We start from the raw sequence: 20,177 nt of genomic DNA, 5'->3' as shown, positions 1-20,177 counted from the left end.
GGCGGAGGCCCCGGCCTGTGGCAGGACGGGGCCCCTTTTGAAGATGGAATCGGCTCTGAAGGTGAAGTCAGCGCACGATCTTGGTCTTGACCTTCTTCACGAAGTACCAGTGCTTGAGGCCCATGCGCTCCAGCTCGTCCCTGGAGAGGGTCTCGGCGCCGGTCGGGACGTCGAAGCTGTCGACGCCGAGGATGGCCTCCGCGGTCCGCCCCGACTTCTTGCCGAGCTTCACCGTGAGCGCCATGGCCTCGTAGTCGCCGACTTCCACGACGTTGGGACCCCAGCACCACAACCCGTCTTCGTAGTTGTCGCACTGGGTGCCCTTGGGGCCGGCGACCGAGGTGAGCTTCGCGCCCTTGGGCAGCAGGCCGCCGATGAAGAAGTAGTCGGCCGGGTGAGGGCCCTTGTTGACCGCCTTGATCTTGTAGGTGATCTTGCCGTTGGCCTTGACCTTCTTCGGCGCGGAAACGGTGACGGCAAAGGTGGAGTACGGCTCATCCTGGACGGCCGCCGGTGCCTGCGCCGAGGCGGCCGAGGCGGGGGCGGTGAAGAGCATGCCGCCGACCAGCGGGGTGACCAGAGCAAGAGCGGCGATCTTGGAGATCGGGTGGCGCATCAAACGTCTCCCAGCTGAAGAGTCAAGGGGACGCCTGGAACGTCCCATAAAGTCCGCAGCGTTTTATCACATATGTAGATGTAAAGAGAAATTATATTTCTTCATGTGATTTGAATGGGACCGTTCGGCGCGGCGTCGTACCGGGTGACACGGGAACCCGCGTGGGCCCGTCCCACGCGTGCCACGTCGTTACCGTCCAGGGCGTTCCCGAGTGTTCCGGGCGTGGTGATTTCCATTGCTTTCGGTAATCGCCCCTGGTCAGAAGGTGGCACGCCGGAAATGCGCGGCTAGCGGAGGACCCGGGTCTTCACCCGCACGTACTTGACGTCGGTGCCGACGTCGATGCCGTGGATGTTCAGGGTGTCCAGCCCGCCCGCGGGGACGTCGATCGAGACCGAACCGAAATTGGCGGACGCGGTGCCCCGGGCGCTGTTCCTCAGCCACACCCTGACCTTGAGGGTGGCCGTCCTGCCGGGGTTCAGGGTGTCGAGCAGGCAGCCCACCTCACGCCCCGAGATTTCGCAGTACGAGCCGGAGGGCTTGCCGATGATGCGGATCTTGGAAACCTGCGTGGGAAGGTAGCCGCCGACGTAGGCGATGTCGGTGTACCAGCTGCCGATGTTCTTGATCTTGAGCGTGTAGACGTACGAGTCGCCCGCCCAGGCCCTGCGCGGGTAGGAGACGGTCGTCCTCAGCGGCGCGAGCGGCTTGTCCGCGACCCCCTGTGACGCGGTGATCCGGGGAGCCACGGCGTTCGCGGTCCCGGGGGTGAGCAGCATGCCTCCCGCCAGGGCGATGGCGGCGAAGGCGGTCAGGTGCCGGCGCATTTTTTGCTCCAGTCGGATTTCGTCGATCCCGTTGATTACCGGCTCAGCATGCGGGGCCCGACTTGTGAAACCCTTGTGGCTGACTGGCCCGCTAACCGGTGATCAGGTGGACGTCACCGAACTCGTGCCAGAGATAGCCCTCTTGGAGCGCCTCCGCGTACGAGCGCGAGAGCAGGTCGCGGCCGGCGATCGCCGACAGCATCAGCAGGTGGCTGGAGCGCGGCTCGTGCAACCCGGTGAGCAGGCCGTTCACCGCCCTCACGCCGACCTCGGGGGTCACGATGTGCGAGGTCCAGCCGTCCGCGGCCCGGACCCGGCCGGTGGCCAGCGCGGCCGTCTCCAGCGCCCTGACCACGGTCGTGCCGACCGCGATCACCCGGCCGCCGGACGCGCGTGCCAGCTCCACCTGCCGCGCGGTGGCCTCGGGCACCTCGAACCGCTCCGGATAGGGCGGCTCGTCCTTCTCCGGGGACGCCACCCCCGTGTGCAGGGTGATCGGCGCGATCCCGACTCCGCGCGACACCAGGGAGGTCACCAGCCCGGTGGTGAACGGCCGCCCCGCACTGGGCATCTCCGCGCTGCCCGGCCGCACCCCGAACACGGTCTGGTAGTCGGCCAGCGGCCAGTCCCTGTCCACGTACGAGTAGCGGATCGGCACGCCGTACCGGCGGAGGTAGCCCGTGACCTCGCGGTCCAGGCTCGCCCGCCACAGGCGCGGCGTCTCGCGCCCCAGCAGCCGCAGCGTCGCCCCGCCCGGCAGCGGCAGCCACTCCCCGTCCGCGCCGCCCCCGTAGGGCTCACCGGCCGTCTCCGCGCTCCCGGGCTCCCCTGGGACGGCGCCCCCGGGAAAACCCGCCCGCTCCCGGCGCCGGCGGAGCTCGACCAGCCAGGTTCCGTCCTCGCGCTCGGTGGAGAAGTGCACCGCGAGCCGGTCGAGCCGGACGGCGGCGGGGAGCGTGCCGGAGTTGTTGACCACCAGCAGGTCGCCGGGGCCGAGCAGGCCGGGAAGCTCGGCGAACGCGTGGTGGCCGACCTCTCCGGTGCCTCGGTCGGAGACCAGCAGGCGCACCCCGTCACGGGCCAGCCCCCGGGCCTCCGGCGGCTCGTGCGCCTCCAGCTCGCGAGGGAGCACGAAGTCCGCGGCCATGGCGTCCGCCGCGGACTTCGTGCCCCCTCCCCGTCCGCTCACGACCCCTTCCCGTCCGGCTCTCGTCCCGCCCGGCCGTACGGATTCCCCTGCCGCTCTCATGCGTCCTCCTCGCTCGATGATCCGTCCGCTCATCCGTGCCTCACCCGGCCGCTGCCGGGGCGATCGGCGATCAGCCGCCGCAGGGTGGGCACGACGGTCTCCGGGCCCGGGGCCTGCGCCGCCTCCCCGGCGCCGACCGCGTCGGCGAGCATGGCGGTGGACATCTCGCCCGGATCGACCCACCAGACCGCGACGTCCGGCTCCTCGACGGCCAGCACGTGGGAGAGCTGCTCCAGGGCCGCCTTGGTCGCGCCGTATCCGCCCCAGCCCTCGTACGCCTCCACCGCCGCGTCGGAGGAGATGTTCACGATCGCGCCGCGCCGCTCCCTGAGCCCGCGCAGGTTCGCCTGGATCAGTGCCAGCGGGGCCAGCACGTTGGCCCTGAACAGCTCCTCGAGCGTGTCGACCGGGTATCCGGCCAGCGGTGGCAGCGGGACCGCGCCCAGCCCCGACGCGTTGTTGACCAGCAGGTCCAGTCCGCCGTGTTCCCGTACGGCCCGCGCCAGCCGGTCCCGGTGAGCGGGGTCGGCGACGTCTCCGGCCAGGGCGAGGGCGCCGAACTCGTCCGCGGCCGATCGCAGCGCGTCCTCGCCGCGCGCGGTGAGGATGAGCCGCCAGCCGTCGGCGGCGAGGGAGCGGGCCAGTGCCAGGCCGAGGCCGCGGGAGGCGCCGGTGATGAGTGCCGTCTTCGTCATGCCCCGACGCTAGGAGCCGCGCGCCCGCCGCACATCGGCCGCGGGACCGGGCCCGAGGTGGGCTGATGGGCCTAGGACCGATGGCGTACGCGGTGGGTGCCCGCCGCGGCCTAGAGTCGGTTCGTGAGCTCCGAGAGTGAGGACCGGGACGCCGTGCTGCACGCGGTGAGTTCGGCCGTCCTCGCGGTGACCAGACATCTGTCGGTCCGTGAGGTGCTCCAGGTCATCGTGCGGTCGGCGCGGCGGTTGCTGGACGCCCGCTACGCCGCGTTGGGCGTGCCCGACGACCAGGGGGCGTTCGCCGAGTTCGTCGCCGAGGGCATCTCCGACGAGCAGTGGGAGGCGATCGGGCCCATGCCCCGCCAGCACGGCATGCTCGGCGCCATGCTGCGCGAGGGCGCGCCGGTCCGGCTGCCCGACATCCGCAGGGACTCCAGGTTCGAATACTGGCCCCGCGCCCATCCGGTGCTCAAGGACTTCCTCGGCGTGCCGATACTCGACGGGGACGAGGTGCTCGGCATCATCTTCCTGTCCAACAAGCGGGCCCCCGGCGGCTTCACAGAGGCCGACCAGCGGCTGCTCACCATGTTCGCCGCGCACGCCGCGATCGCCCTCACCAACGCCCGCCTGTACGAGCGGGGCCGCGAGCTCACGCTGGTGGAGGAGCGCACCCGGATGGCCAGGGAGCTGCACGACGCGGTGACCCAGAAGCTGTTCTCGCTGCGCCTCACCGCCCAGGCCGCGGCGTCGCTGATCGTCGGCGATCCCGTACGGGCGCTGCGGGAGCTCGACCGGGTGGAGCGGCTGGCGGGTGAGGCGCTGGCCGAGCTGCGCGCGGTGATCGTGGAGCTCCGCCCGGCCGAGCTCGACCGGCATGGCCTGGCCGAGACGCTCCGCAAGCACGTCCGCCTGCTCGACCGGCTCCACCCGGCGTCGTTCTCGTTCGAGGAGTCCCCGGTGTGCGAGCTCGAACCAGCGATCGAGGTGGCCGTCCTGCGGGTGGCCCAGGAGGCGTTGCACAACGCCTCCAGGCACTCGGCGGCGCGTGCCGTCGGGGTGCGGCTCGGCTGCGAGGGCGGGGGCGTGTTCCTTGAGGTGAGTGACGACGGGGCCGGGTTCGACGTGACCGCCGCGGCGGGACGAGGGCTGGGCATCGCCTCGATGGGCGACAGGGCGGAGGCCGTCGGCGGGAGCGTGCGGGTGACGTCGGAGCCGGGAAGGGGCACGCTCGTCCGGATGGAGGTGTGCGTGTGATCGGGGGTTCGGAGGGGGATGACCGCGTGGCCGGTGGCCCGGAGAGGCGCCTGTGCGGTTCGCCGTCCGCGGCCCGGTTGGAGGTGTGCGTGTGATCCGCGTCCTGATCGCCGACGACCACCCGGTCGTCAGGCAGGGGCTCCGTACCTTCCTGGACCTGCAGGAAGACCTCGACGTGGTCGGCGAGGCCGCCGACGGCGCCGAGGCGGTCGCGCTGGTGGAGTCCCTCGCCCCCGACGTGTTGCTGCTCGATCTGAGAATGCCGGTCCTCGACGGGCTCGGCGCGCTGCTCCTGCTGGGGGAGCGGGGGCTGTCGCCGAGGGTGCTCGTGCTGACCTCGGTCAGCGACAGGGGCGACGTGGCCCCGGCGATGAGGGCGGGCGCGGCGGGCTTCCTCTACAAGGACGTCGAACCGGCCTCGCTCGTGCACGCGATCCGGGCGGTGCACGGTGGCCAGGTGCTGCTCGCTCCCGAGGCCGCCGAGGCGATGCTGTCCGGCCAGGGACCGGCCCAGGCCGCGCGGGAGGGCGGGAGGGTGACGCCGCTGACCGATCGGGAGCGCGAGGTGCTCGCGCTGATCGCGTCGGGCCGCTCCAACCGGGAGATCGCCAGGCAGCTCGCGGTGGCGGAGAAGACGGTGAAGACCCACGTCTCCAACGTGCTGATGAAGCTGGGCGTGCAGGACAGGACCCAGGCCGCCCTCTACGCGGTGCGGAACGGCCTGGCCTGACTGCCTGACCTGACGGGTCGCCTGGTCAGGCGGGGTCTCCGAGCCGGAGACCTCTACGGCGTCAGGTGTCCTTCTTCTCCTCGCGCCGGTCCGGCGGCGGGGGCGGCGGCGGCGGGGGAGGTGGCGGTGGTGGCGGGTTGTAACCGCCCCCTCCGCCCTTGGGCTTGGGTTTGGGCGGCGTGGGATGGACGATCTTGGTTTTGACCGTCTTGAGGTAGTACCAGTGGGGGAAGGCCAGCCGCTCCCATTCCGAACGGCCGAGGTCCCCGCCCCCGGTCGGGACGTTCCAGGTGTCGGCACCGAGCTTGGCGACCGCGATGCCCTTGGTCCGCTTGTTGAGCTTGACCCAGATGCGTACCGTGTCGGACTCGCCCTTCTCGAGGATCCACGGCGTCACGCACCAGAAGCCGTCGTCGTAGAAGTCGCAGTCGGTGCCCTTGGGGCCCTTGTAGTAAACGGTGTCGTTGATGCCCTTCGGCAGAACGGTTCCGCCGACGTAGTAGTAGTCGGCCTTGCTGGGTCCCCGGTTGGTGACCTTGACCTCGTACATGAACTCGCGGCCGTTCCCGACCCGTTTCGGGGCCTTCACCGAGACCTTGAACGCCGACCACGGCTTGTCCTGCCGCACCCCGGACGGGGCCGCGGCCAGAACGCCCGCCGGGGCCGCGGGCAGGACTCCGGAGGAGGCCGGGGGCGCCGCGTTCGTGGCGGCGGCCGAGGCGGTGGGGACGATCGCGAGCGGAGCGATGAGGCTGAGACCTAGGAGCGTGCCGAAGCTTCGGCGCATGGGCGTCTCCGCACGAGCTAGGGGTGATCGTAGTCACCATTTGTTTCATGAATTATGACGTAAGCAGGACACGTCGGAAGGGTGAATGATCTACCTCTACATTACTTGTTTGCGTATCTTTGGTTACTCGGGGATACCGGCGACTCACGGCTGGACAACGGGGAGGCTCACGTGCCGGACACGAATCCGCTGCGCAGGGAGGACCCCGAGTCACTGGGCGACTACCGGCTGCTCGGCCGCCTCGGCGAGGGGGCGCAGGGTGTGGTCTACGCGGGCCGGGGGCCCGACGGGGCGATGGTCGCGATCAAGCTGCTCCACCCCCGGCTGAGCGACACCGGCATGGACGGCGACCGGTTCCTCCGCGAGGTCTCCGCCGCCCGCCGGGTGGCGCCGTTCTGCACCGCCCAGGTGCTGGGCGCCCACATGGACGGCGACCGCCCCTACATCGTGAGCGAGCTGGTCGAGGGCGTGTCCCTGCAGCGGGTCGTGCAGTCCCACGGGCCCCGAAGCGGCAACGTGCTCCACCGGCTCGCGGTCGGCACCGTGACCGCGCTGGCCGCCATCCACCGGGCGGGCATCGTGCACCGCGATTTCAAGCCCAGCAACGTGCTGCTCGGCCCCGACGGACCCCGCGTGATCGACTTCGGCATCGCCAGGGCGCTGGACTCGGCGATGACCGTGACGAGCGGGGTGGTCGGCACCCCCGCCTACATGTCGCCGGAACAGGTCTCGGGGCATCGCGTCGAGCCCTCGTCCGACATGTTCAGCTGGGGCCTGACGATGACGTTCGCCGCGACCGGGCGGCCCGCGTTCGGCCAGGACAGCGTGCCCGCGGTCATCTACAGGGTGATGAACGAGAACCCGGACCTGTCCGCGCTCCCCGACACCCTGAGGCCGATCGTCGCCTCCTGCCTCAGCAAGGACGCCGGGGAGAGGCCCAGCGCGTCAGAGGTGCTGTTCGCGCTCCTGGAGACCCAGTCCGACGAGGCCTCCGCCGTCCCGCTCCCGCCCGCGACGCCCGCCGTCACGCCCGCGTCCGCCACCCCGCCCGTGGCTCCGGCCGGGTCCGGTACCCCGCCCGTGGTCCCGCCCGCGTCCGCCACCCCGCCCCCGGCCCCGGCCGGGGTCGCCACCCCGTCCGTGATCCCTTCCGCGTCGCCGTCCCCGGCCGCGCTCGCGTCGCCGTCCGGGGGCGCCGTACCGCCCGTCTCCCAGCCACCCGCCGACGAGCGGCCACCCGCTCCCGAGACGCTGTGGGTGCGACCGTCGGGGGAGACCCCGGAGGACGGGAGGCCCGGCGCTGTCCCCGGCCGTACTCCGGGTGACCGTCCCGGTGACGCGCCGCGCGGCGGGCCCGGTGCGGCTCCCGATGCCTCCCGGAGGCGTTCAGGCGTCCCAGGCGGCCCTCCGCCCGCGGCCACCCCCTTCGCCTCCCCCGCCGGGCCCGCGCGCTACCCCGGCAACCTGACGCCCGTGGGCCGGCAGCCCGCGCGACCTCCCGTACCTCCGGTACCTCCCGCGCCGTCCGAGGGGGCCTACCCCCCGCCGCCGCCACAGCACCCGGACCTCTTCGGCAACGCGCTCCCCGCCGAGCCCCGCGAGCCCCGCGAGCGCGGTAAGCGGCGCAGGCGCGCCGTCCTGGTGACCGGGGTGCTCTCGGGAGCCCTGACCCTGGCCGCCGCCGTGCTGGTGGCGGTGCCGAACATGCGGGACGGTCTCGCGCCCCCCGGCGACCCCCTGGTCACGCGGAGCGCCCTGGCCGGTGACGGTACGCGGAATCCGCCTCCGGTCCCGTCCCCGGCGACCGCCTCCCAGACCCCCTCCACGCAGGCTTCGCAGGCCCCCACACCCGCCACGCAGGCCCTGACCCCCGCGCCCACGGCGAGCCTCACGACCGCCCCGACCCCCGGGCCGTCCGAGCCGCCCACCCCGCCGGCCACGGTGGTGGCCCTCGACGGCCAGGACGGCAAGACGCTCAAGGGGCACACCAAGGCCGTCCAGTCCGTCGCGGGCATCGAGATCGGGAACAGGCCCACGGTCGTCTCGGGCAGTCAGGACGGCTCGCTCGGGCTCTGGGATCCCGCCAAGCACAAGAGGCTCCACCGGCTCCGCGGGCACCGGGGCGAGGTCTACGCGGTCGCCACCGTCAGCTTCGGCGGAAAGCCGTACGCGGTGACCGGCGGCTACGACCACTCCGTCCGCCTGTGGAGCCTGAAGTCCCGCAAGAGCAAGGCGCTGGGCCACCACCCCATCGCGGTCTTCGCCGCCGCGGCCGGCACCGTGAACGGTTCGCCGCTGGCCGTCACCGGGGACGGCGACGGCACTCTCTACTTCTGGAACCTGAAGAGCCGCAGGCTGCTCAAAACCATCTCCGCGCACCGCAACGACATCAACTGGCTCGCCTTCGGCAAGATCGGCAAGCGGTCCGTCGTCGTGTCCGCCAGCGCCGACGAGACGCTGGGCGTCTGGGACCTCGTCACCAGGAAGCGGTACGGCAAGGCCTACAAGGCACACAGCGGGCCGGTCTTCTCGGTGGCCGTGGGCAAGCTGGGCGACCGCACCGTGATCGCCTCGGGCGGCAAGGACAAGAAGATCAGGATCTGGGACCCGAAGACGTCCAAGACCATCGGCAAGCCGCTCGCGGGCCACGGCGGCAACGTCTACTCCCTGGCGTTCGGCAAGGTCGACGGCCGCACCGTGCTGGTCTCGGGCAGCACGGACGGGACCGTCCGGCTCTGGGACCCGGCCGAGGGCAAGCCCCTCGGCAAGCCGGTCAAGGCCCACAAGGGCGGGGTCTACTCGGTGGGCGTCATGACCGTCGGCGACCGTACGCTGGCCGTCTCGGCGGGCAAGGACCGCGCCGTCAAGCTCTGGAAGCTGGCCTCCGCCCGGTAGCCCGCCACATCGCCCCGCCCTGCCCGCTCGCCCGCGAACCGTCAGACCAGCTCGGTGATGGCGTGGTGGGCGACCACCCGGGCCCGGCGTACCGCGCGGTCGAGCTCGCGCAGGGCCCCGCCGCGTACGGCGATCTGGCCCGACGTGAGCCCGCGGTCGTCGGCGACGCGGAGCACGGCGGCGAGGCGGGCGGCCAGGGCGGCGACCCGGTGGGCCCTGGCGGGATAGCCGGGGGCCAGGCCGTCGTCCACGATCTCCAGCCGCCGGTGCCCCTGGGCCGGGCCCTCCGTACCGAGCAGGGCGTCGGTGGCCACGTGCATCGCGCGGGTCAGCTCGTGCTCGGCCTCGGCGAGTGAGGGCAGGTCGGGGGCCGCGGTACGGGCCTCCAGCACGGTCCAGCGAACCCCGGCGTACGATGACCCGCGGCGGTCGTTTACCGGGATCAGGCCGAGGCATCTGTCGGGAAGCACGGCTGTCGCCGCCTGCCCGGCCTCGATGGCCGCGGAGTTGAAAGGGGGCGGTCCGGTGAGCCCGAGTGGGTCGCCCGCGATGGGGAGGGCCAGCCGCAGCGACTTCATGCCCTCGATCCGCAGGTCGGCGAGGAATCCGCGGAGGGGGAGGTCGCCGGTCTCACCGGCGACGAGTTGGGGGCCTGCCTGCCGTTCCACGCGGTCGGCGGCCTCGTCGAGGCCGACCTGTCCGGCGAGCCAGGCGTTGCCCCAGCAGACCAGGGTGGCCGAGATCGGTGAATCAGGGTGCACCGATCCACGATATGCGCTTGTCCTGCAATAGGTTTTGTTCCAGCGATTCACAAGGAGGCGTAAGGGATGGGCGGTCAGGTGCTTCGGCTACAGGACGTCACCGTCCGCAGAGACGGGGCGGCCCTGCTGCGGGAGATCGACTGGACCGTTCACGAGGACGAGCGGTGGGTCGTCATCGGTCCCAACGGCGCGGGAAAGACGACGCTGCTGCAGGTGGTCGGGGCGATGCTGTTCCCCACCGAGGGCATCGTCGAGATCCTGGGCGAGCGGCTCGGCCAGAGTGACGTCTTCGAACTGCGGCCCCGCATCGGGCTCGCGAGCGCCGCGCTGGCGGAGAAGGTGCCGCCGGAGGAGAAGGTCATCGATCTGGTGCTCACGGCCTCGTACGCCATCCTCGGCCGCTGGACGGAGGAGTACGACTCCAACGACGTCACGCGCGCCGTCGAGCTGATCGACCAGTTCGGCTGCGCCCACCTGATCCGGCGCCGGTTCAACACGCTGTCCGAGGGGGAGCGCAAGCGGGTCCAGATCGCCCGCGCGCTCATGCCGAACCCGGAGCTGCTGCTTCTGGACGAGCCCGCGGCGGGCCTGGACCTGGGCGGGCGCGAGGACCTGGTCCGGCGCCTGTCGATGTTCGCGCACGACCCGAAGGCGCCGACCATGGTGCTGGTCACCCACCACGTGGAGGAGGTGCCCAGCGGGTTCACCCACGCCCTGCTGCTCCGGCACGGCTCGGTGGTGGCCCAGGGGCCGATCGACCAGGTGATGACCGCGGAGAACCTGTCGCGCACCTTCAGCGTCCCGCTCACCCTGGACCGGGGAGGCGACGGGCGCTGGTACGCGCGGGCACACCAGCTCTGAGATGACCCCGGGCAGGAGCTGAGACCGTTTCGGTCGTTCAAAGGCCGGTGAAGGGAAAAGCAAATATCCTGCCGGATCAAGAGTTCCACGTGACTCGACCGCCCGGGGTGGTTCATGGAATCGCTTGTCGCCGTACTCGTCGTCGTGGCCGTGGCGGCGTTGGCCGTCCACCGGACGGTTCACGTCGTGTCGCAGGCCACGGCGGGTGTCGTGGAGCGGTTCGGGCGTTACCACAGGACACTCGGTCCCGGGCTGAACCTCGTGGTGCCGTTCATCGACCGGATCAAGGACACGGTCGACCTTCGCGAGCAGGTCGTCGCCTTTCCTCCGCAGGCGGTCGTCACCTCCGACCACCTCGTCGTCTCCGTCGACACGACCGTCTCCTTCCAGGTGGCCGACGCCCGCGCGGCGACCTACGAGATCGCCAACTTCCTGGTCGCCGTCGAGCAGCTCACCGCGACCACGCTGCGCGACGTGGTGGGCGGGATGAGCGTGGACCGCGTGCTGGCCTCGCGCGAGGAGATCGGCGCCGAGGTACGCGGGGCGCTCGACGCCGCCACGGGCGCGTGGGGCCTGCGCGTCAGCCGGGTGGAGCTCACGGCGATCGACCCGCCCGTCTCCGTCCAGGAGTCGATGGAGAGGCACGCCGCCGCCGACCTGGACAGGCGGGCCGCGGTGCTCGCGGCCGAGGGGCAGAGGCAGGCGGCCGTCCTCGCCGCCGAGGGCCAGCGGCAGGCCGCCGTGCTGAGGGCTCGCGGCGAGGCGGAGGCCACCGTGCTCAGGGCGCGGGCCGACGCCGAGGCCAAGGCGACGCGGGCCAAGGGGGAGGCCGACGCGATCGGCATGTTCTTCCGCGCCGACCGCGAGGGCGGGCCCGACCCGGAGCTTCTCGCCTACGAATACCTGCGGGCACTCCCCGAGGTCGCCAAGGGGGACGCCGGCAAGCTGTGGATCGTCCCGCGGGACCTGAGGCGGGTCCTCGAAAGCCTCGCGGACCTTCTCCCCGACGAGGACGAGCCCTCGTACAAGATCCCGGACAAGGTCTCGGGCAAGATCCCGGGCAAGGTCCCGGACACGGCCTCGGGCAAGGTCCCGGACACGGAGAGAGCCCCGGTCGAGGACGTCCCCGTCAAGGACACCCCCGGTTAAGGGCACCCCCGCCACCGGATAACCGCCGATCTCCTCCTAGCATCCGGTGAGTGCCGTGCACCTGCCATGGGCGCGAGCCTTACCAGTGAGGGGATAGTGCATGACACCGTGGGAGGCGGTCGCGATCTTCGTGGCCGGCATCGGGGCCGGGGGCATCAACGCCGTCGTCGGCTCCGGGTCTCTGATCACGTTCCCGACGATGGTCGCGCTGGGCATGCCACCGGTCGTCGCCAACGTCTCCAACACCATCGGCCTGGTCCCCGGGTCGCTGACCGGCGCGCTCGGCTACCGGGCGGAGCTGAGGGGGCAGCGCCGGCGGCTGATCAGGCTGGCGGTCCCCGCGGTGGTCGGCGCGGTGGCCGGCGGGGTGCTCCTGCTCTACCTTCCCGCGGAGACGTTCAACATCGTCGTGCCCGTCCTGATCGGCGTGGCGTGCGTGCTGGTGGTGTTCCAGCCGAGGCTCAACAGATGGCTGAGCGACCGGCGGGAGCACCCCCATGCGCACGGCGGCCCCTGGCTCTGGGCCGGTGTCCTCGCGTGCGGCATCTATGGCGGCTACTTCGGCGCGGCCCAGGGGGTGCTGCTCATCGGGCTGATGGGCAGCTTCCTCGACGACGGCCTGCAGCGGATCAACGCGACCAAGAACGTGCTCGCGCTGCTGGTCAACGCGGCCGCGGCGCTGCTGTTCATCGCGATCGCGGAGGTCGACTGGCTGGCGGTCCTGATGGTGGCGCTGGGGGCCGCGATCGGCGGTTTCTTCGGCGCGAAGGTCGGCAGGAGACTGCCAGCCCCGGTGCTGCGCTGGTTCATCGTCTGCATCGGGGTGGTGGCGATAGTCAAACTGGTGTACGGGTGAACCTGCCGCTACCGGGTACCTATTCAGGTATGAAAGGTGACAAAGTCGAGGTTGTCATCGACGCAGGAGACAGTTCCCGTACCTACGAGGTCAGCGCCACCAGAGCGGGGCGCCGCGTTGAGGTGGCCAACGCCCGAGGCGGCGTCGTCGAGGTGAGTGAGGTCACCCGGAGCGGAACGGCCGTACGCACCGCCCGGTTCATGTCCAGCCGTATTCTCGCCCTGGTCGAACACCCCGCCGACGGCAAGCCGGCATAGGCCGGGCCGTCGACGGGCCGATTCTCGTCACGCCTGGGTGGGACGTATTCGTCACGCCTGGGCGGGGCGCAGGGGCCGTGCCGGGCCAAAAGCATGCCTGCCCGTCGATGGGCTCACCCCGGGGGAAGGCCCGCCCCCGCCCCGGTCACGTCTGCGCGGGGCGGACCTGGAGCACGCCGTCGCGGCGGACCCGGGTCTCGAAGGACGGCTGGGGAGCGGTGGCCGGGCCGTGCACGACGGCTCCGTCGGAGAGCCTGAAGGTGCTCCCGTGCCACGGGCAGACCACGCAGGCGGTCCCCTCCTCCGAGATCAGACGCCCCTGGTGGAGCGGGCCCGCCAGGTGGGCGCACTGGTCGGCGAGCACCGTGACGTTGGCGCCGACGCGCAGCACGAACAGGTCGATGTAGCCGAGCCTCCTCGTCACCGGGCGCCCGTCGGGCAGGTCGCCGAGGTCGCACAGGTCGTGCCAGCCCAGCGGGACCAGATGGGCGACGGACTCGGCGTGGTTGGCCCCGGCCGCCTGCCGGTAGGCCAGGTGCCCGCCGAGGTAACCGCCCAGGCCCGCCGCGCCCAGCCCGGCGAACGACAGTATCCGTCCGGTTCGGTCGCGCCCGGCCATCCGGAACACCAGCGAACCGGCGTAGAGGCCGAGGGCGGTCAGGTTGGCGATCGCGTGCACGAACCCCACCCGTTGCTGCTCGCGGTGGAGCGCGGACCAGTCGGTGACGCCCGCCGCCATCGCGGGCATCGCGGTGGCGAGCCCGCCGGCGACCAGCACCCGCGACGCCCGCGGATCGGTGCGGGTCACGTCGAGCACGGCCGTCGCCGCCCAGAGGCCCAGGCTGAGGTTGGCGAGCGGTGGATGGAGCGGTTTGCCGAGCGGCACACCATGCAGCAGGTCACGTAGCGGTCCGGGACCGATCCGCTGGCGCACGGCCTTGGCGAGCACGCGGATCGGTCTGTCGGCCCTGGATGAGCGCTCGATCCGATCGGTGAACTCGACCCCGGGCACCAGACGTCTGAAGGTCCGGCGTCCTGTTTTGACGGTTTCCTTCACCATCGCCCCCTTCTCGACCCATAGGGACCTACCCGAGAACGGCGTTATGCACGCGCCAAATGTCCCCTGCTGACGGAGAGGGCGATGATTTCGGTGGCGTAGGCGCCCAGCGTCGCCGATCCCTCCTCGATGATTTTCACCTTCTCCAGCACCTGTTCGGCCGTCACTTTGTACAGCGACCAGGTGCCGCCCTCGTTGTGATGGTTCGCCATGATGGGCGCGATCCGGTCGAGGGCCTTGGCGAACCTGGCCTCCGGTGTTTTGCGTTCCTCGAACTCGTCCCAGAGCTCGCGCAACCGCGAGGCCTGGTCACAGGGGAGCAGCCCGAAGATCCGGTCGGCGGCCTTGCGCTCGATGCCCAGCTGGGCCTCGACGGCCGAGGCGTCGTAGATGAACGTGTCTCCCGCGTCGATCTCGACGATGTCGTGGACGAGCAGCATCGCGACGACCCTGTCGAGGTCGGTGCCCGGTGGTGCGTGCTCGGCCAAGACCATCGCCAGCATGCCCACGTACCAGGAGTGCTCGGCGTCGTTCTCGCGCCGCGACCCGTCCATGAGGGTGTTGCGGCGGACGATGCGTCTGAGCTTGTCGATCTCCATGGCGAAGGTGAGCTGAGCGTGCAGACGGTCCTGTTCTGGAGGGGTGGTCACGCGCGCAAGCCTAATGCGCGTCGATCCCGCTTTTCCGAGCGATCATGGGATCACGCCCGGCCGAGTGTGACGGGAACCCCGTTGAACACGGCGTTTCCCGAGGGCACGTCCACGACGGAATCGTCTGTCAGCGTGTTCGCGTTGACCCCCGCGTGCTTGGCGGCCACCGGTTGCGAGGTGCCGGAGTGCCCCCACCCGTGGGGCAGGCTCACCACTCCCGGCATGATCGTGTCGGTCGGCTCCAGCGGCACGACCAGCTCGCCGGCGGCCGAGCGCACCACGGCGTGCTCGCCCAGCCCGAACCTGCTCACGTCGTCCGGGTTGATCTGCAGGGTGCACCGGTTGGTCCCGCCGACCAGCGGCCCCACATTGTGCAGCCAGCTGTTGTTGGAGCGCAGGTGGCGCCGTCCGATCAGCACGATCTCCGCGGGCGGGACGGCCAGCCGCCCGCGCAGCCGCGCGGCGTCCTCGACCAGCTGCGGCGGGGCCAGCTCCACCCGCCCCGAGGCCGTACGGACGATCTCCGCCAGCCGGGGCTCCAGCGCGCCCAGGTCGATGCCGTGCGGGTTCGCCAGCAGGGTGGCCAGCGAGAGCCCGTACGGGCCGAGCCGCAGCATGGCGTCCAGCCGCGTCTCGGCCCCGCTGCCGCCGTCCAGGGAGGCGCGCAGCTCGGCGGGGTCGGCGCCCTCCACCGGAGAGCCGGGCGTCTCGACGGCCCTGCGAAGCATCCGGTCGAGGATCAGCTCGTCGAGCAGGGCCGGGTCGGCGTCCGCGCCCTGTCCCGAGGCGATCATCGCCAGCCGTGCCATGATCTCGGCCTCCGACGGGCGTCCCGGCTCCAGCGGCAGGACCGGCGGGGAGAACCGCGCGTAGTTGCGGACCGCGAAGGACAGCAGTGCCAGGTCGTAGTGCGGCGACTGCGCCATGCGTGGCGGCGGCAGGATGACGTTCGCGTGCCGGGTGGTCTCGTTCAGGTACGGGTCCACGCAGACCATGAACTCCAGGTCGCGGAAGGCCCGGTCCAGCCGGGGCCCGCCCGGCGCGGACAGCACCGGGTTGCCGGCCACCACGACCAGCCCCCTGACCTGGCCCTCACCCGGCGTCTCGATCTCGTCGGCGAGGGTGGCCACCGGGAGCTCGCCGTTCGCCTCCGGCAGTCCCCGGACGCGGCTGTACCAGCGTCCCGTGACGTACGGCTTGCTCCGGCGGCCGTTCTCCACGGCGGTCTTCGCGAACATGACCCCGCCGGGACGGTCGAAGTTGCCGGTCAGGACGTTGACGACGTCGACCAGCCACTGCGCGACGGTGCCGAACTCCGCGGTGCAGGTGCCGATGCGGGCGTAGACGGCGGCCGTCGGGGCCGCGGCCAGCTCGCGCGCCAGCCGCACGATCTCCCCGGCGGGCACCCCGCACATCGGGGCCACGGCCTCGGGGGCGAAGTCCTCCGCCAGCCGCCTGACCTCCTCCAGCCCGTTGATCCCGACGCCGTCGATGTCGGCGCCGATCGAGGTGAGACCCTCGGCGAGGAGGGTGTGGACGATGCCGAACAGTAGGTAGGCGTCCATACCGGGACGTACGAACAGGTGCTCGTCGGCGAGGGCGGCGGTGCGGGTGCGGCGCGGGTCGACGACCACGATCTTGCCGCCGCGCCCGCGCAGCGCCTTGAGACGGCCGGGGAAGTCGGGGGCGGTGCAGAGGGAGCCGTTGGACTCCAGCGGGTTGGCGCCGAGCATCAGCAGATAGTCGGTGCGGTCCAGGTCGGGCACCGCGATGGCCAGCGGGTCGCCGAGCATCAGGCCGCAGGAGACGTGCTTGGGCATCTGGTCGGCGGTGCTCGCGGAGAAGACGTTGCGGGTGCCGAGGGCGCGGATCAGCGGCGAGCCGTACAGGGCGCCGGCCATGGAGTGGGCGTTCGGATTGCCGAGATAGATGGCCAGCGACTGGCGGCCGTGGGCGTCGATCACGCCTCCAAGGCCCTCCTCGACCGTGCGGAACGCCTCGTCCCAGGACGCCTCGCGCCACTCGCCGCCCGTCCGGATCATCGGGACGGCCAGCCGGTCCGGGTCCTCGTCGAGGCGGCCCAGGCTCGCGCCCTTGGGGCAGATGAACCCCTTGGAGAAGGGGTCGTCCCGGTCGCCCTTGACCGAGGTGATGTGCCCGGCGTCGTCGAGGGTGAGCCGGAGACCGCAGACGGCCTCGCAGAGGGGGCAGGTCCTGTGAGCTGTTCTCATCGGCACTCCTGAGTTCGGCGAGTGAACTCATCATGGCCGCCGGTCCGGGACGGGGGAAGCCCCGGAGCGTGAACTCCGGGGTCTTCGGTCCGGGACTGGGGAGGCCCCGAGCGCGAACTCCGGGAATCTTCGGTCCGGGACGGAGAAGGCCCCGGAGCGCGAACTCCGGGGCCTCCCGCCGCCCGGGAAACCGGGCGGCCCGTGAACTCACGCCGCCCGTTGCCGGCCGGGGAACTCGTCCGGCCCGGGAAGCGGGACGGTGGCGAAGCGGGTATCCGGTTCCTCCTGTGCGGTCCGGCCGGCCCGCAGGCTCACCCAGTTCGCCCGCCCGTAGAGCCGGTCGAGACCCATCGGGGGACCGGCGGCCTCCTCCCCGCGGACGATCTCGACGGTCAGCAGGTTCGCCCACCTGTCGTGCCGGGAGACCACGGCGTCACGGGCGTAGCACGCCGCCGCGATCTCGGCGGAGAAGGCGTCGAAGTCCTCGGCGGAGGTTCCGGCCCTGGCGAGGACGAGCGCCCTCTCCCCGGCGGCGGAGGGGGTGATCCACAGGATCAGCGGCAACCGGCCCGAGCGGGTGTGTATCCCGGTCTCCGCGCACGCCCTCTGGATGCGGTGCCGGGAGACGAGGCACCACACGTGTGCGATCACCCAGCTCCTCCCGAAGCCGGAGGCGGCGGGGGCGCCGGCGGCGCAGACCGCAACGAGAAACGGCCACCAGTCGCCCTCTCCGAGCGAGAGGAGCACGGTGACCGTGAGGAGCGAGGCGGTGGCGAGCAGGGCGGTCTCCGTCCGCCATCGCCACAGCCGGACGAGGAGACCCACCCGGCTGGGAGGTCGGCCGCAGGGGCGGCCGTGGTGGTCGCCGCGGCGATCACGCCGCGACATCGCCGCCCACCCCCTTGTCGCGGACGGGCGCCAGGGCGAGGGCGGGAGCGGCGGTCCGCTCGGCCTTGAGGAGGTCGAACCGGGGCTCGCGGTAGTGCCTGGCCCCGAAACCGGTCCTGGTCACGGTCCAGCCGAGCCGGTAGGCCCATTCGTCCTGGTCCATGCAGAGCTCTCGGTCGCTCACATAGATCAGATCGAGGATGAAGGTCTTGATTCCGTGGGTTCTGTTGGTACGGTGGAAGGACATAGGAGACTCCCTTCGTGGCTTTGACGCGGAGTTCTTGTGCCAACCGGGTCGGTGGCCGCCGACCCGGTGTTTTTTGCGCCCGATCAGGACGCCCTCTTTTGACGCATGCGACTTTGGGCCGTCGCCGGCCGCTTTCCGTGCTCCCCCTGCTGTCCTCCCCGTGTCAACTCCACTTCGTCAGAGACGGCGCCGTCGCCGATCGGCCGCGCGCCTTCCCGCATCGCGCGCAGCTCGGAAGGCTCTCGAAGACGCTTCCCCGGATGATCACCGGTGGCTCCCCCGATCTTTCGAGAACCTTCCTGTTCTGATAGTCGCTCAGCATAGATTTGGCTGCAAGGCTTGCCGTAAGGAAAAAAGCAATAAACTTTCACAGATGCACTGCAACTATCTGTGTAATTTGCACTATCATTCGTCGGGTTCCTGTTGAGGCCGTGACACCCGCCCGCCCGTCATGGTGAGGAGGTAGTGATGCCGCAGCGTGGCAGTCCAGCGCTCCGTCGGCGTCGGCTGGGTCTGGAGTTACGCAGGCTTCGCGAAAGCCTGAACATGACCGGCGACGAGGTGTCCAGCCGCCTGGAGTGGTCGACGGCCAAGGTCAGCCGCATCGAGACCGCCAGGACGCTGGCCAAAGAGGCCGACGTCGAGGCGCTCATCGAGCTTTACGGGGTCGAAGAACCCCTCCAGGCGATCCTGGTCGCGCTACGGCACGACGCCGCCCAGAAGGGGTGGTGGGAGAAGTATCGAAGCTCCGTTCCCGATGACTACATCACGCTTATCGGGATGGAGGCGGAGGCCACGATGGTGCGAAACTGGGAACCCCAGATCGTCCCCGGCCTTCTTCAGACAGAGGATTACGTCCGGTCCGTCGCTCAGGCGAACCAGCATGCCAGCCAGGTTCCGCCGAGCTGGCTCCGTGACCGGGTCGAGATACGGATGGCACGGCAGCGCACCCTGCTGCACAGTCCCGATCCGCTGACCTTCATGGGCGTGTTCCACGAGTCCGTGCTGAGGAACCAGTACGGTGACGCCCGCGTCATGCGGGACCAGTTCGTGCACCTGATCGAGGTCTCGAAGCTGGAACACGTGGAAATGCGAATCATTCCCCAGGACGTTCCGCCGCCCGTGTCCACGGGTGCGTTCCTGCACCTGGCCTTTCCCGACTTCCCGGACGTCGTCTACATGGAATCCCTCTTTGGGGGAAGATTCGTGGAGGAAGCGGAAATGGTCTACGGCTACGAGCTGGCATTCGGCCACCTTATGGAGTGTGCGCTCGACGAGGTGGCATCACAGGAGCTGATCAAACAAACAATCGACTACTGGAACAGGTAGCGGCGGCGGGATTTCAGTTGCCGTTATTTTGTCATTTTCGGAAAGAATGATGAACGCGAATAATCACAACGATGTGATCTGGAAGAAGAGTGCGCGAAGCGGCACCAACGGCAACTGTGTCGAGGTGGCGTCGCTGGGTGGCGGACACGTAGGGGTCCGCGACAGCAAGGATCGGTCCGGTCCCGTCCTCTCCTTCACTCCGGGTGAGTGGAAGGCCTTTGTCGAGGGCGTGAGGGACGGAGAGTTCGACCTGTAAGCGGAAGCGGCCCCCGGCGCTCACTGAGGAGCACGGGAGCCGCCCACTGGGATTAACGTGAATCTCTGATTCCTCGACCGCCGGATGGATTGACGGCCCGCCGACGGCCCCGGGGAATCATCGCACATCGAGGCGCCGCGGCAGCCTTCGCGCCGGGTGCGATGGTCACTCTTTAATGTCTTGTAAGTTCCCGATTGCACCTTCATCCTTAAAGTGCCTCGCGGTGTCTTGTGGGGGAAAGGTGGCGTTGTGTCTGACATGGACCTGTCTGTGGCGTTGTGGCGAAAGAGCCGGCTCAGTGCCGCGAGCGGTAACTGTGTCGAGGTGGCTCACCTGCCCGGGCGGGGATTCGCGGTCAGGGACAGCAAGGACAGGACCGGAGCGGTGCTGGTTTTCGGCGGGTCCGAGTGGATCGCGTTCGTCGCCGCGGTGAAGGGCGGAGACTTCGATCTCTGAGCGGCCGTCCCTCCAGGACCCGGGGGTCTTCCCGACGACGGGACGGCCCCCTGTCGTGTTTCCGGGGACAGCCGGGACAGCCGGGGCAGCCCTGGAAAGCCAGGGAGAGCCGGGGAAAGCCCTGGA

The 20,177-nt window shown here is 70.6% G+C and carries 21 protein-coding genes; 10 read left to right on the top strand and 11 right to left on the bottom strand.

Features of this window, described 5'->3' with window-relative positions:
- Positions 1–67: 67 nt before the first annotated feature.
- From ACSDR0_RS24505 to ACSDR0_RS24490, 4 genes are all read right to left on the bottom strand, one after another.
- Positions 68–616, bottom strand: coding sequence for a hypothetical protein (locus tag ACSDR0_RS24505; RefSeq protein ID WP_435291208.1), 549 nt, complete (start codon positions 614–616; stop codon positions 68–70).
- A 287-nt stretch (positions 617–903) separates the two neighbouring features.
- Complete coding sequence (locus ACSDR0_RS24500) at positions 904–1,443, bottom strand: hypothetical protein (RefSeq protein WP_435291207.1); 540 nt, start codon at positions 1,441–1,443, stop codon at positions 904–906.
- 91 nt (positions 1,444–1,534) lie between these two features.
- Positions 1,535–2,632, bottom strand: coding sequence for an S-adenosylmethionine:tRNA ribosyltransferase-isomerase (locus tag ACSDR0_RS24495; protein ID WP_435291206.1), 1,098 nt, complete (start codon positions 2,630–2,632; stop codon positions 1,535–1,537).
- 89 nt (positions 2,633–2,721) lie between these two features.
- Entirely contained in the window at positions 2,722–3,387 is a 666-nt protein-coding gene (locus ACSDR0_RS24490) for an SDR family NAD(P)-dependent oxidoreductase (protein ID WP_435291205.1), read from the bottom strand.
- Between the two features lie 123 nt (positions 3,388–3,510).
- Here ACSDR0_RS24490 and ACSDR0_RS24485 point away from each other — a divergent pair, with 123 nt between their 5' ends.
- The gene (locus ACSDR0_RS24485) at positions 3,511–4,641 is read left to right on the top strand and encodes a GAF domain-containing sensor histidine kinase (protein WP_435291204.1); all 1,131 of its coding nucleotides are present in this window, start codon (positions 3,511–3,513) and stop codon (positions 4,639–4,641) included.
- A gap of 91 nt (positions 4,642–4,732) precedes the next feature.
- Positions 4,733–5,371 carry a response regulator gene (locus ACSDR0_RS24480; protein WP_435291203.1) on the top strand — a complete coding sequence of 213 codons (639 nt, stop codon included), beginning with the start codon at positions 4,733–4,735 and terminating at the stop codon, positions 5,369–5,371.
- Positions 5,372–5,432: 61 nt separating this feature from the next.
- On the opposite strand, the gene ACSDR0_RS24475 is transcribed toward ACSDR0_RS24480, so the two are convergent.
- Complete coding sequence (locus ACSDR0_RS24475; protein ID WP_435291202.1) at positions 5,433–6,158, bottom strand: hypothetical protein; 726 nt, start codon at positions 6,156–6,158, stop codon at positions 5,433–5,435.
- Positions 6,159–6,329: 171 nt separating this feature from the next.
- Here ACSDR0_RS24475 and ACSDR0_RS24470 point away from each other — a divergent pair, with 171 nt between their 5' ends.
- Entirely contained in the window at positions 6,330–9,053 is a 2,724-nt protein-coding gene (locus ACSDR0_RS24470; protein WP_435291201.1) for a protein kinase domain-containing protein, read from the top strand.
- A 41-nt stretch (positions 9,054–9,094) separates the two neighbouring features.
- Here the strand turns inward: ACSDR0_RS24470 and ACSDR0_RS24465 are convergent, their stop codons facing one another.
- A complete protein-coding gene (locus tag ACSDR0_RS24465) occupies positions 9,095–9,814 on the bottom strand; it encodes a hypothetical protein (RefSeq protein WP_435291200.1) in 720 nt (239 codons plus the stop codon).
- A gap of 66 nt (positions 9,815–9,880) precedes the next feature.
- Between ACSDR0_RS24465 and ACSDR0_RS24460 the strand changes: the two genes are divergently transcribed.
- The 4 genes from ACSDR0_RS24460 to ACSDR0_RS24445 all read left to right on the top strand — a co-directional run bounded on the left by ACSDR0_RS24460 (position 9,881) and on the right by ACSDR0_RS24445 (position 12,937).
- Positions 9,881–10,675, top strand: a complete 795-nt coding sequence (locus ACSDR0_RS24460; RefSeq protein WP_435291199.1) for an ABC transporter ATP-binding protein — start codon at positions 9,881–9,883, stop codon at positions 10,673–10,675.
- 114 nt (positions 10,676–10,789) lie between these two features.
- Positions 10,790–11,824 (top strand): SPFH domain-containing protein, encoded by a 1,035-nt coding sequence (locus tag ACSDR0_RS24455; protein ID WP_435291198.1) that lies wholly within the window; start codon positions 10,790–10,792, stop codon positions 11,822–11,824.
- Positions 11,825–11,924: 100 nt separating this feature from the next.
- Complete coding sequence (locus tag ACSDR0_RS24450) at positions 11,925–12,680, top strand: sulfite exporter TauE/SafE family protein (protein ID WP_435291197.1); 756 nt, start codon at positions 11,925–11,927, stop codon at positions 12,678–12,680.
- Positions 12,681–12,709: 29 nt separating this feature from the next.
- Positions 12,710–12,937 carry a hypothetical protein gene (locus tag ACSDR0_RS24445; protein ID WP_329088968.1) on the top strand — a complete coding sequence of 76 codons (228 nt, stop codon included), beginning with the start codon at positions 12,710–12,712 and terminating at the stop codon, positions 12,935–12,937.
- A 145-nt stretch (positions 12,938–13,082) separates the two neighbouring features.
- Here ACSDR0_RS24445 and ACSDR0_RS24440 read toward each other — a convergent pair whose 3' ends face one another.
- The 5 genes from ACSDR0_RS24440 to ACSDR0_RS24420 all read right to left on the bottom strand — a co-directional run bounded on the left by ACSDR0_RS24440 (position 13,083) and on the right by ACSDR0_RS24420 (position 18,010).
- Positions 13,083–13,997, bottom strand: coding sequence for a Rieske 2Fe-2S domain-containing protein (locus ACSDR0_RS24440; RefSeq protein WP_435291196.1), 915 nt, complete (start codon positions 13,995–13,997; stop codon positions 13,083–13,085).
- Positions 13,998–14,038: 41 nt separating this feature from the next.
- Positions 14,039–14,593, bottom strand: coding sequence for an HD domain-containing protein (locus tag ACSDR0_RS24435; protein WP_435291229.1), 555 nt, complete (start codon positions 14,591–14,593; stop codon positions 14,039–14,041).
- A gap of 101 nt (positions 14,594–14,694) precedes the next feature.
- The gene (locus ACSDR0_RS24430) at positions 14,695–16,875 is read right to left on the bottom strand and encodes a molybdopterin-dependent oxidoreductase (RefSeq protein ID WP_435291195.1); all 2,181 of its coding nucleotides are present in this window, start codon (positions 16,873–16,875) and stop codon (positions 14,695–14,697) included.
- Between the two features lie 207 nt (positions 16,876–17,082).
- A complete protein-coding gene (locus tag ACSDR0_RS24425) occupies positions 17,083–17,763 on the bottom strand; it encodes a hypothetical protein (protein ID WP_435291194.1) in 681 nt (226 codons plus the stop codon).
- A complete protein-coding gene (locus tag ACSDR0_RS24420; protein WP_435291193.1) occupies positions 17,750–18,010 on the bottom strand; it encodes a hypothetical protein in 261 nt (86 codons plus the stop codon). The genes ACSDR0_RS24425 and ACSDR0_RS24420 overlap by 14 nt, the downstream gene beginning before the upstream one ends.
- A gap of 468 nt (positions 18,011–18,478) precedes the next feature.
- Here ACSDR0_RS24420 and ACSDR0_RS24415 point away from each other — a divergent pair, with 468 nt between their 5' ends.
- From ACSDR0_RS24415 to ACSDR0_RS24405, 3 genes are all read left to right on the top strand, one after another.
- Entirely contained in the window at positions 18,479–19,339 is an 861-nt protein-coding gene (locus tag ACSDR0_RS24415; protein ID WP_435291192.1) for a helix-turn-helix domain-containing protein, read from the top strand.
- A 46-nt stretch (positions 19,340–19,385) separates the two neighbouring features.
- Positions 19,386–19,595 carry a DUF397 domain-containing protein gene (locus ACSDR0_RS24410; RefSeq protein WP_435291191.1) on the top strand — a complete coding sequence of 70 codons (210 nt, stop codon included), beginning with the start codon at positions 19,386–19,388 and terminating at the stop codon, positions 19,593–19,595.
- Between the two features lie 258 nt (positions 19,596–19,853).
- Positions 19,854–20,051: a DUF397 domain-containing protein gene (locus ACSDR0_RS24405; protein ID WP_435291228.1), complete on the top strand. Its 198-nt coding sequence runs from the start codon at positions 19,854–19,856 to the stop codon at positions 20,049–20,051.
- Positions 20,052–20,177 lie beyond the last annotated feature (126 nt).

The organism is Streptosporangium sp. G11, from assembly GCF_051192615.1.
In the GTDB taxonomy this organism is placed as follows: Bacteria; Actinomycetota; Actinomycetes; order Streptosporangiales; family Streptosporangiaceae; genus Streptosporangium.
The sequence above is the reverse complement of the archived record's forward strand: the minus strand, read 5'-3'. Positions and strand labels throughout refer to the sequence as shown.

What these genes read in the sequence shown, in the direction of transcription:
- ACSDR0_RS24425 (WP_435291194.1), bottom strand. Translation starts at nt 17,763, where the DNA reads ATGTCGCGGCGTGATCGCCGCGGCGACCACCACGGCCGCCCCTGCGGC.
- ACSDR0_RS24475 (WP_435291202.1), bottom strand. Translation starts at nt 6,158, where the DNA reads ATGCGCCGAAGCTTCGGCACGCTCCTAGGTCTCAGCCTCATCGCTCCG.
- ACSDR0_RS24445 (WP_329088968.1), top strand. Translation starts at nt 12,710, where the DNA reads ATGAAAGGTGACAAAGTCGAGGTTGTCATCGACGCAGGAGACAGTTCC.
- ACSDR0_RS24505 (WP_435291208.1), bottom strand. Translation starts at nt 616, where the DNA reads ATGCGCCACCCGATCTCCAAGATCGCCGCTCTTGCTCTGGTCACCCCG.
- ACSDR0_RS24430 (WP_435291195.1), bottom strand. Translation starts at nt 16,875, where the DNA reads ATGAGAACAGCTCACAGGACCTGCCCCCTCTGCGAGGCCGTCTGCGGT.
- ACSDR0_RS24405 (WP_435291228.1), top strand. Translation starts at nt 19,854, where the DNA reads ATGGACCTGTCTGTGGCGTTGTGGCGAAAGAGCCGGCTCAGTGCCGCG.
- ACSDR0_RS24490 (WP_435291205.1), bottom strand. Translation starts at nt 3,387, where the DNA reads ATGACGAAGACGGCACTCATCACCGGCGCCTCCCGCGGCCTCGGCCTG.
- ACSDR0_RS24450 (WP_435291197.1), top strand. Translation starts at nt 11,925, where the DNA reads ATGACACCGTGGGAGGCGGTCGCGATCTTCGTGGCCGGCATCGGGGCC.
- ACSDR0_RS24500 (WP_435291207.1), bottom strand. Translation starts at nt 1,443, where the DNA reads ATGCGCCGGCACCTGACCGCCTTCGCCGCCATCGCCCTGGCGGGAGGC.
- ACSDR0_RS24460 (WP_435291199.1), top strand. Translation starts at nt 9,881, where the DNA reads ATGGGCGGTCAGGTGCTTCGGCTACAGGACGTCACCGTCCGCAGAGAC.
- ACSDR0_RS24455 (WP_435291198.1), top strand. Translation starts at nt 10,790, where the DNA reads ATGGAATCGCTTGTCGCCGTACTCGTCGTCGTGGCCGTGGCGGCGTTG.
- ACSDR0_RS24420 (WP_435291193.1), bottom strand. Translation starts at nt 18,010, where the DNA reads ATGTCCTTCCACCGTACCAACAGAACCCACGGAATCAAGACCTTCATC.
- ACSDR0_RS24440 (WP_435291196.1), bottom strand. Translation starts at nt 13,997, where the DNA reads ATGGTGAAGGAAACCGTCAAAACAGGACGCCGGACCTTCAGACGTCTG.
- ACSDR0_RS24435 (WP_435291229.1), bottom strand. Translation starts at nt 14,593, where the DNA reads ATGGAGATCGACAAGCTCAGACGCATCGTCCGCCGCAACACCCTCATG.
- ACSDR0_RS24415 (WP_435291192.1), top strand. Translation starts at nt 18,479, where the DNA reads ATGCCGCAGCGTGGCAGTCCAGCGCTCCGTCGGCGTCGGCTGGGTCTG.
- ACSDR0_RS24410 (WP_435291191.1), top strand. Translation starts at nt 19,386, where the DNA reads ATGATGAACGCGAATAATCACAACGATGTGATCTGGAAGAAGAGTGCG.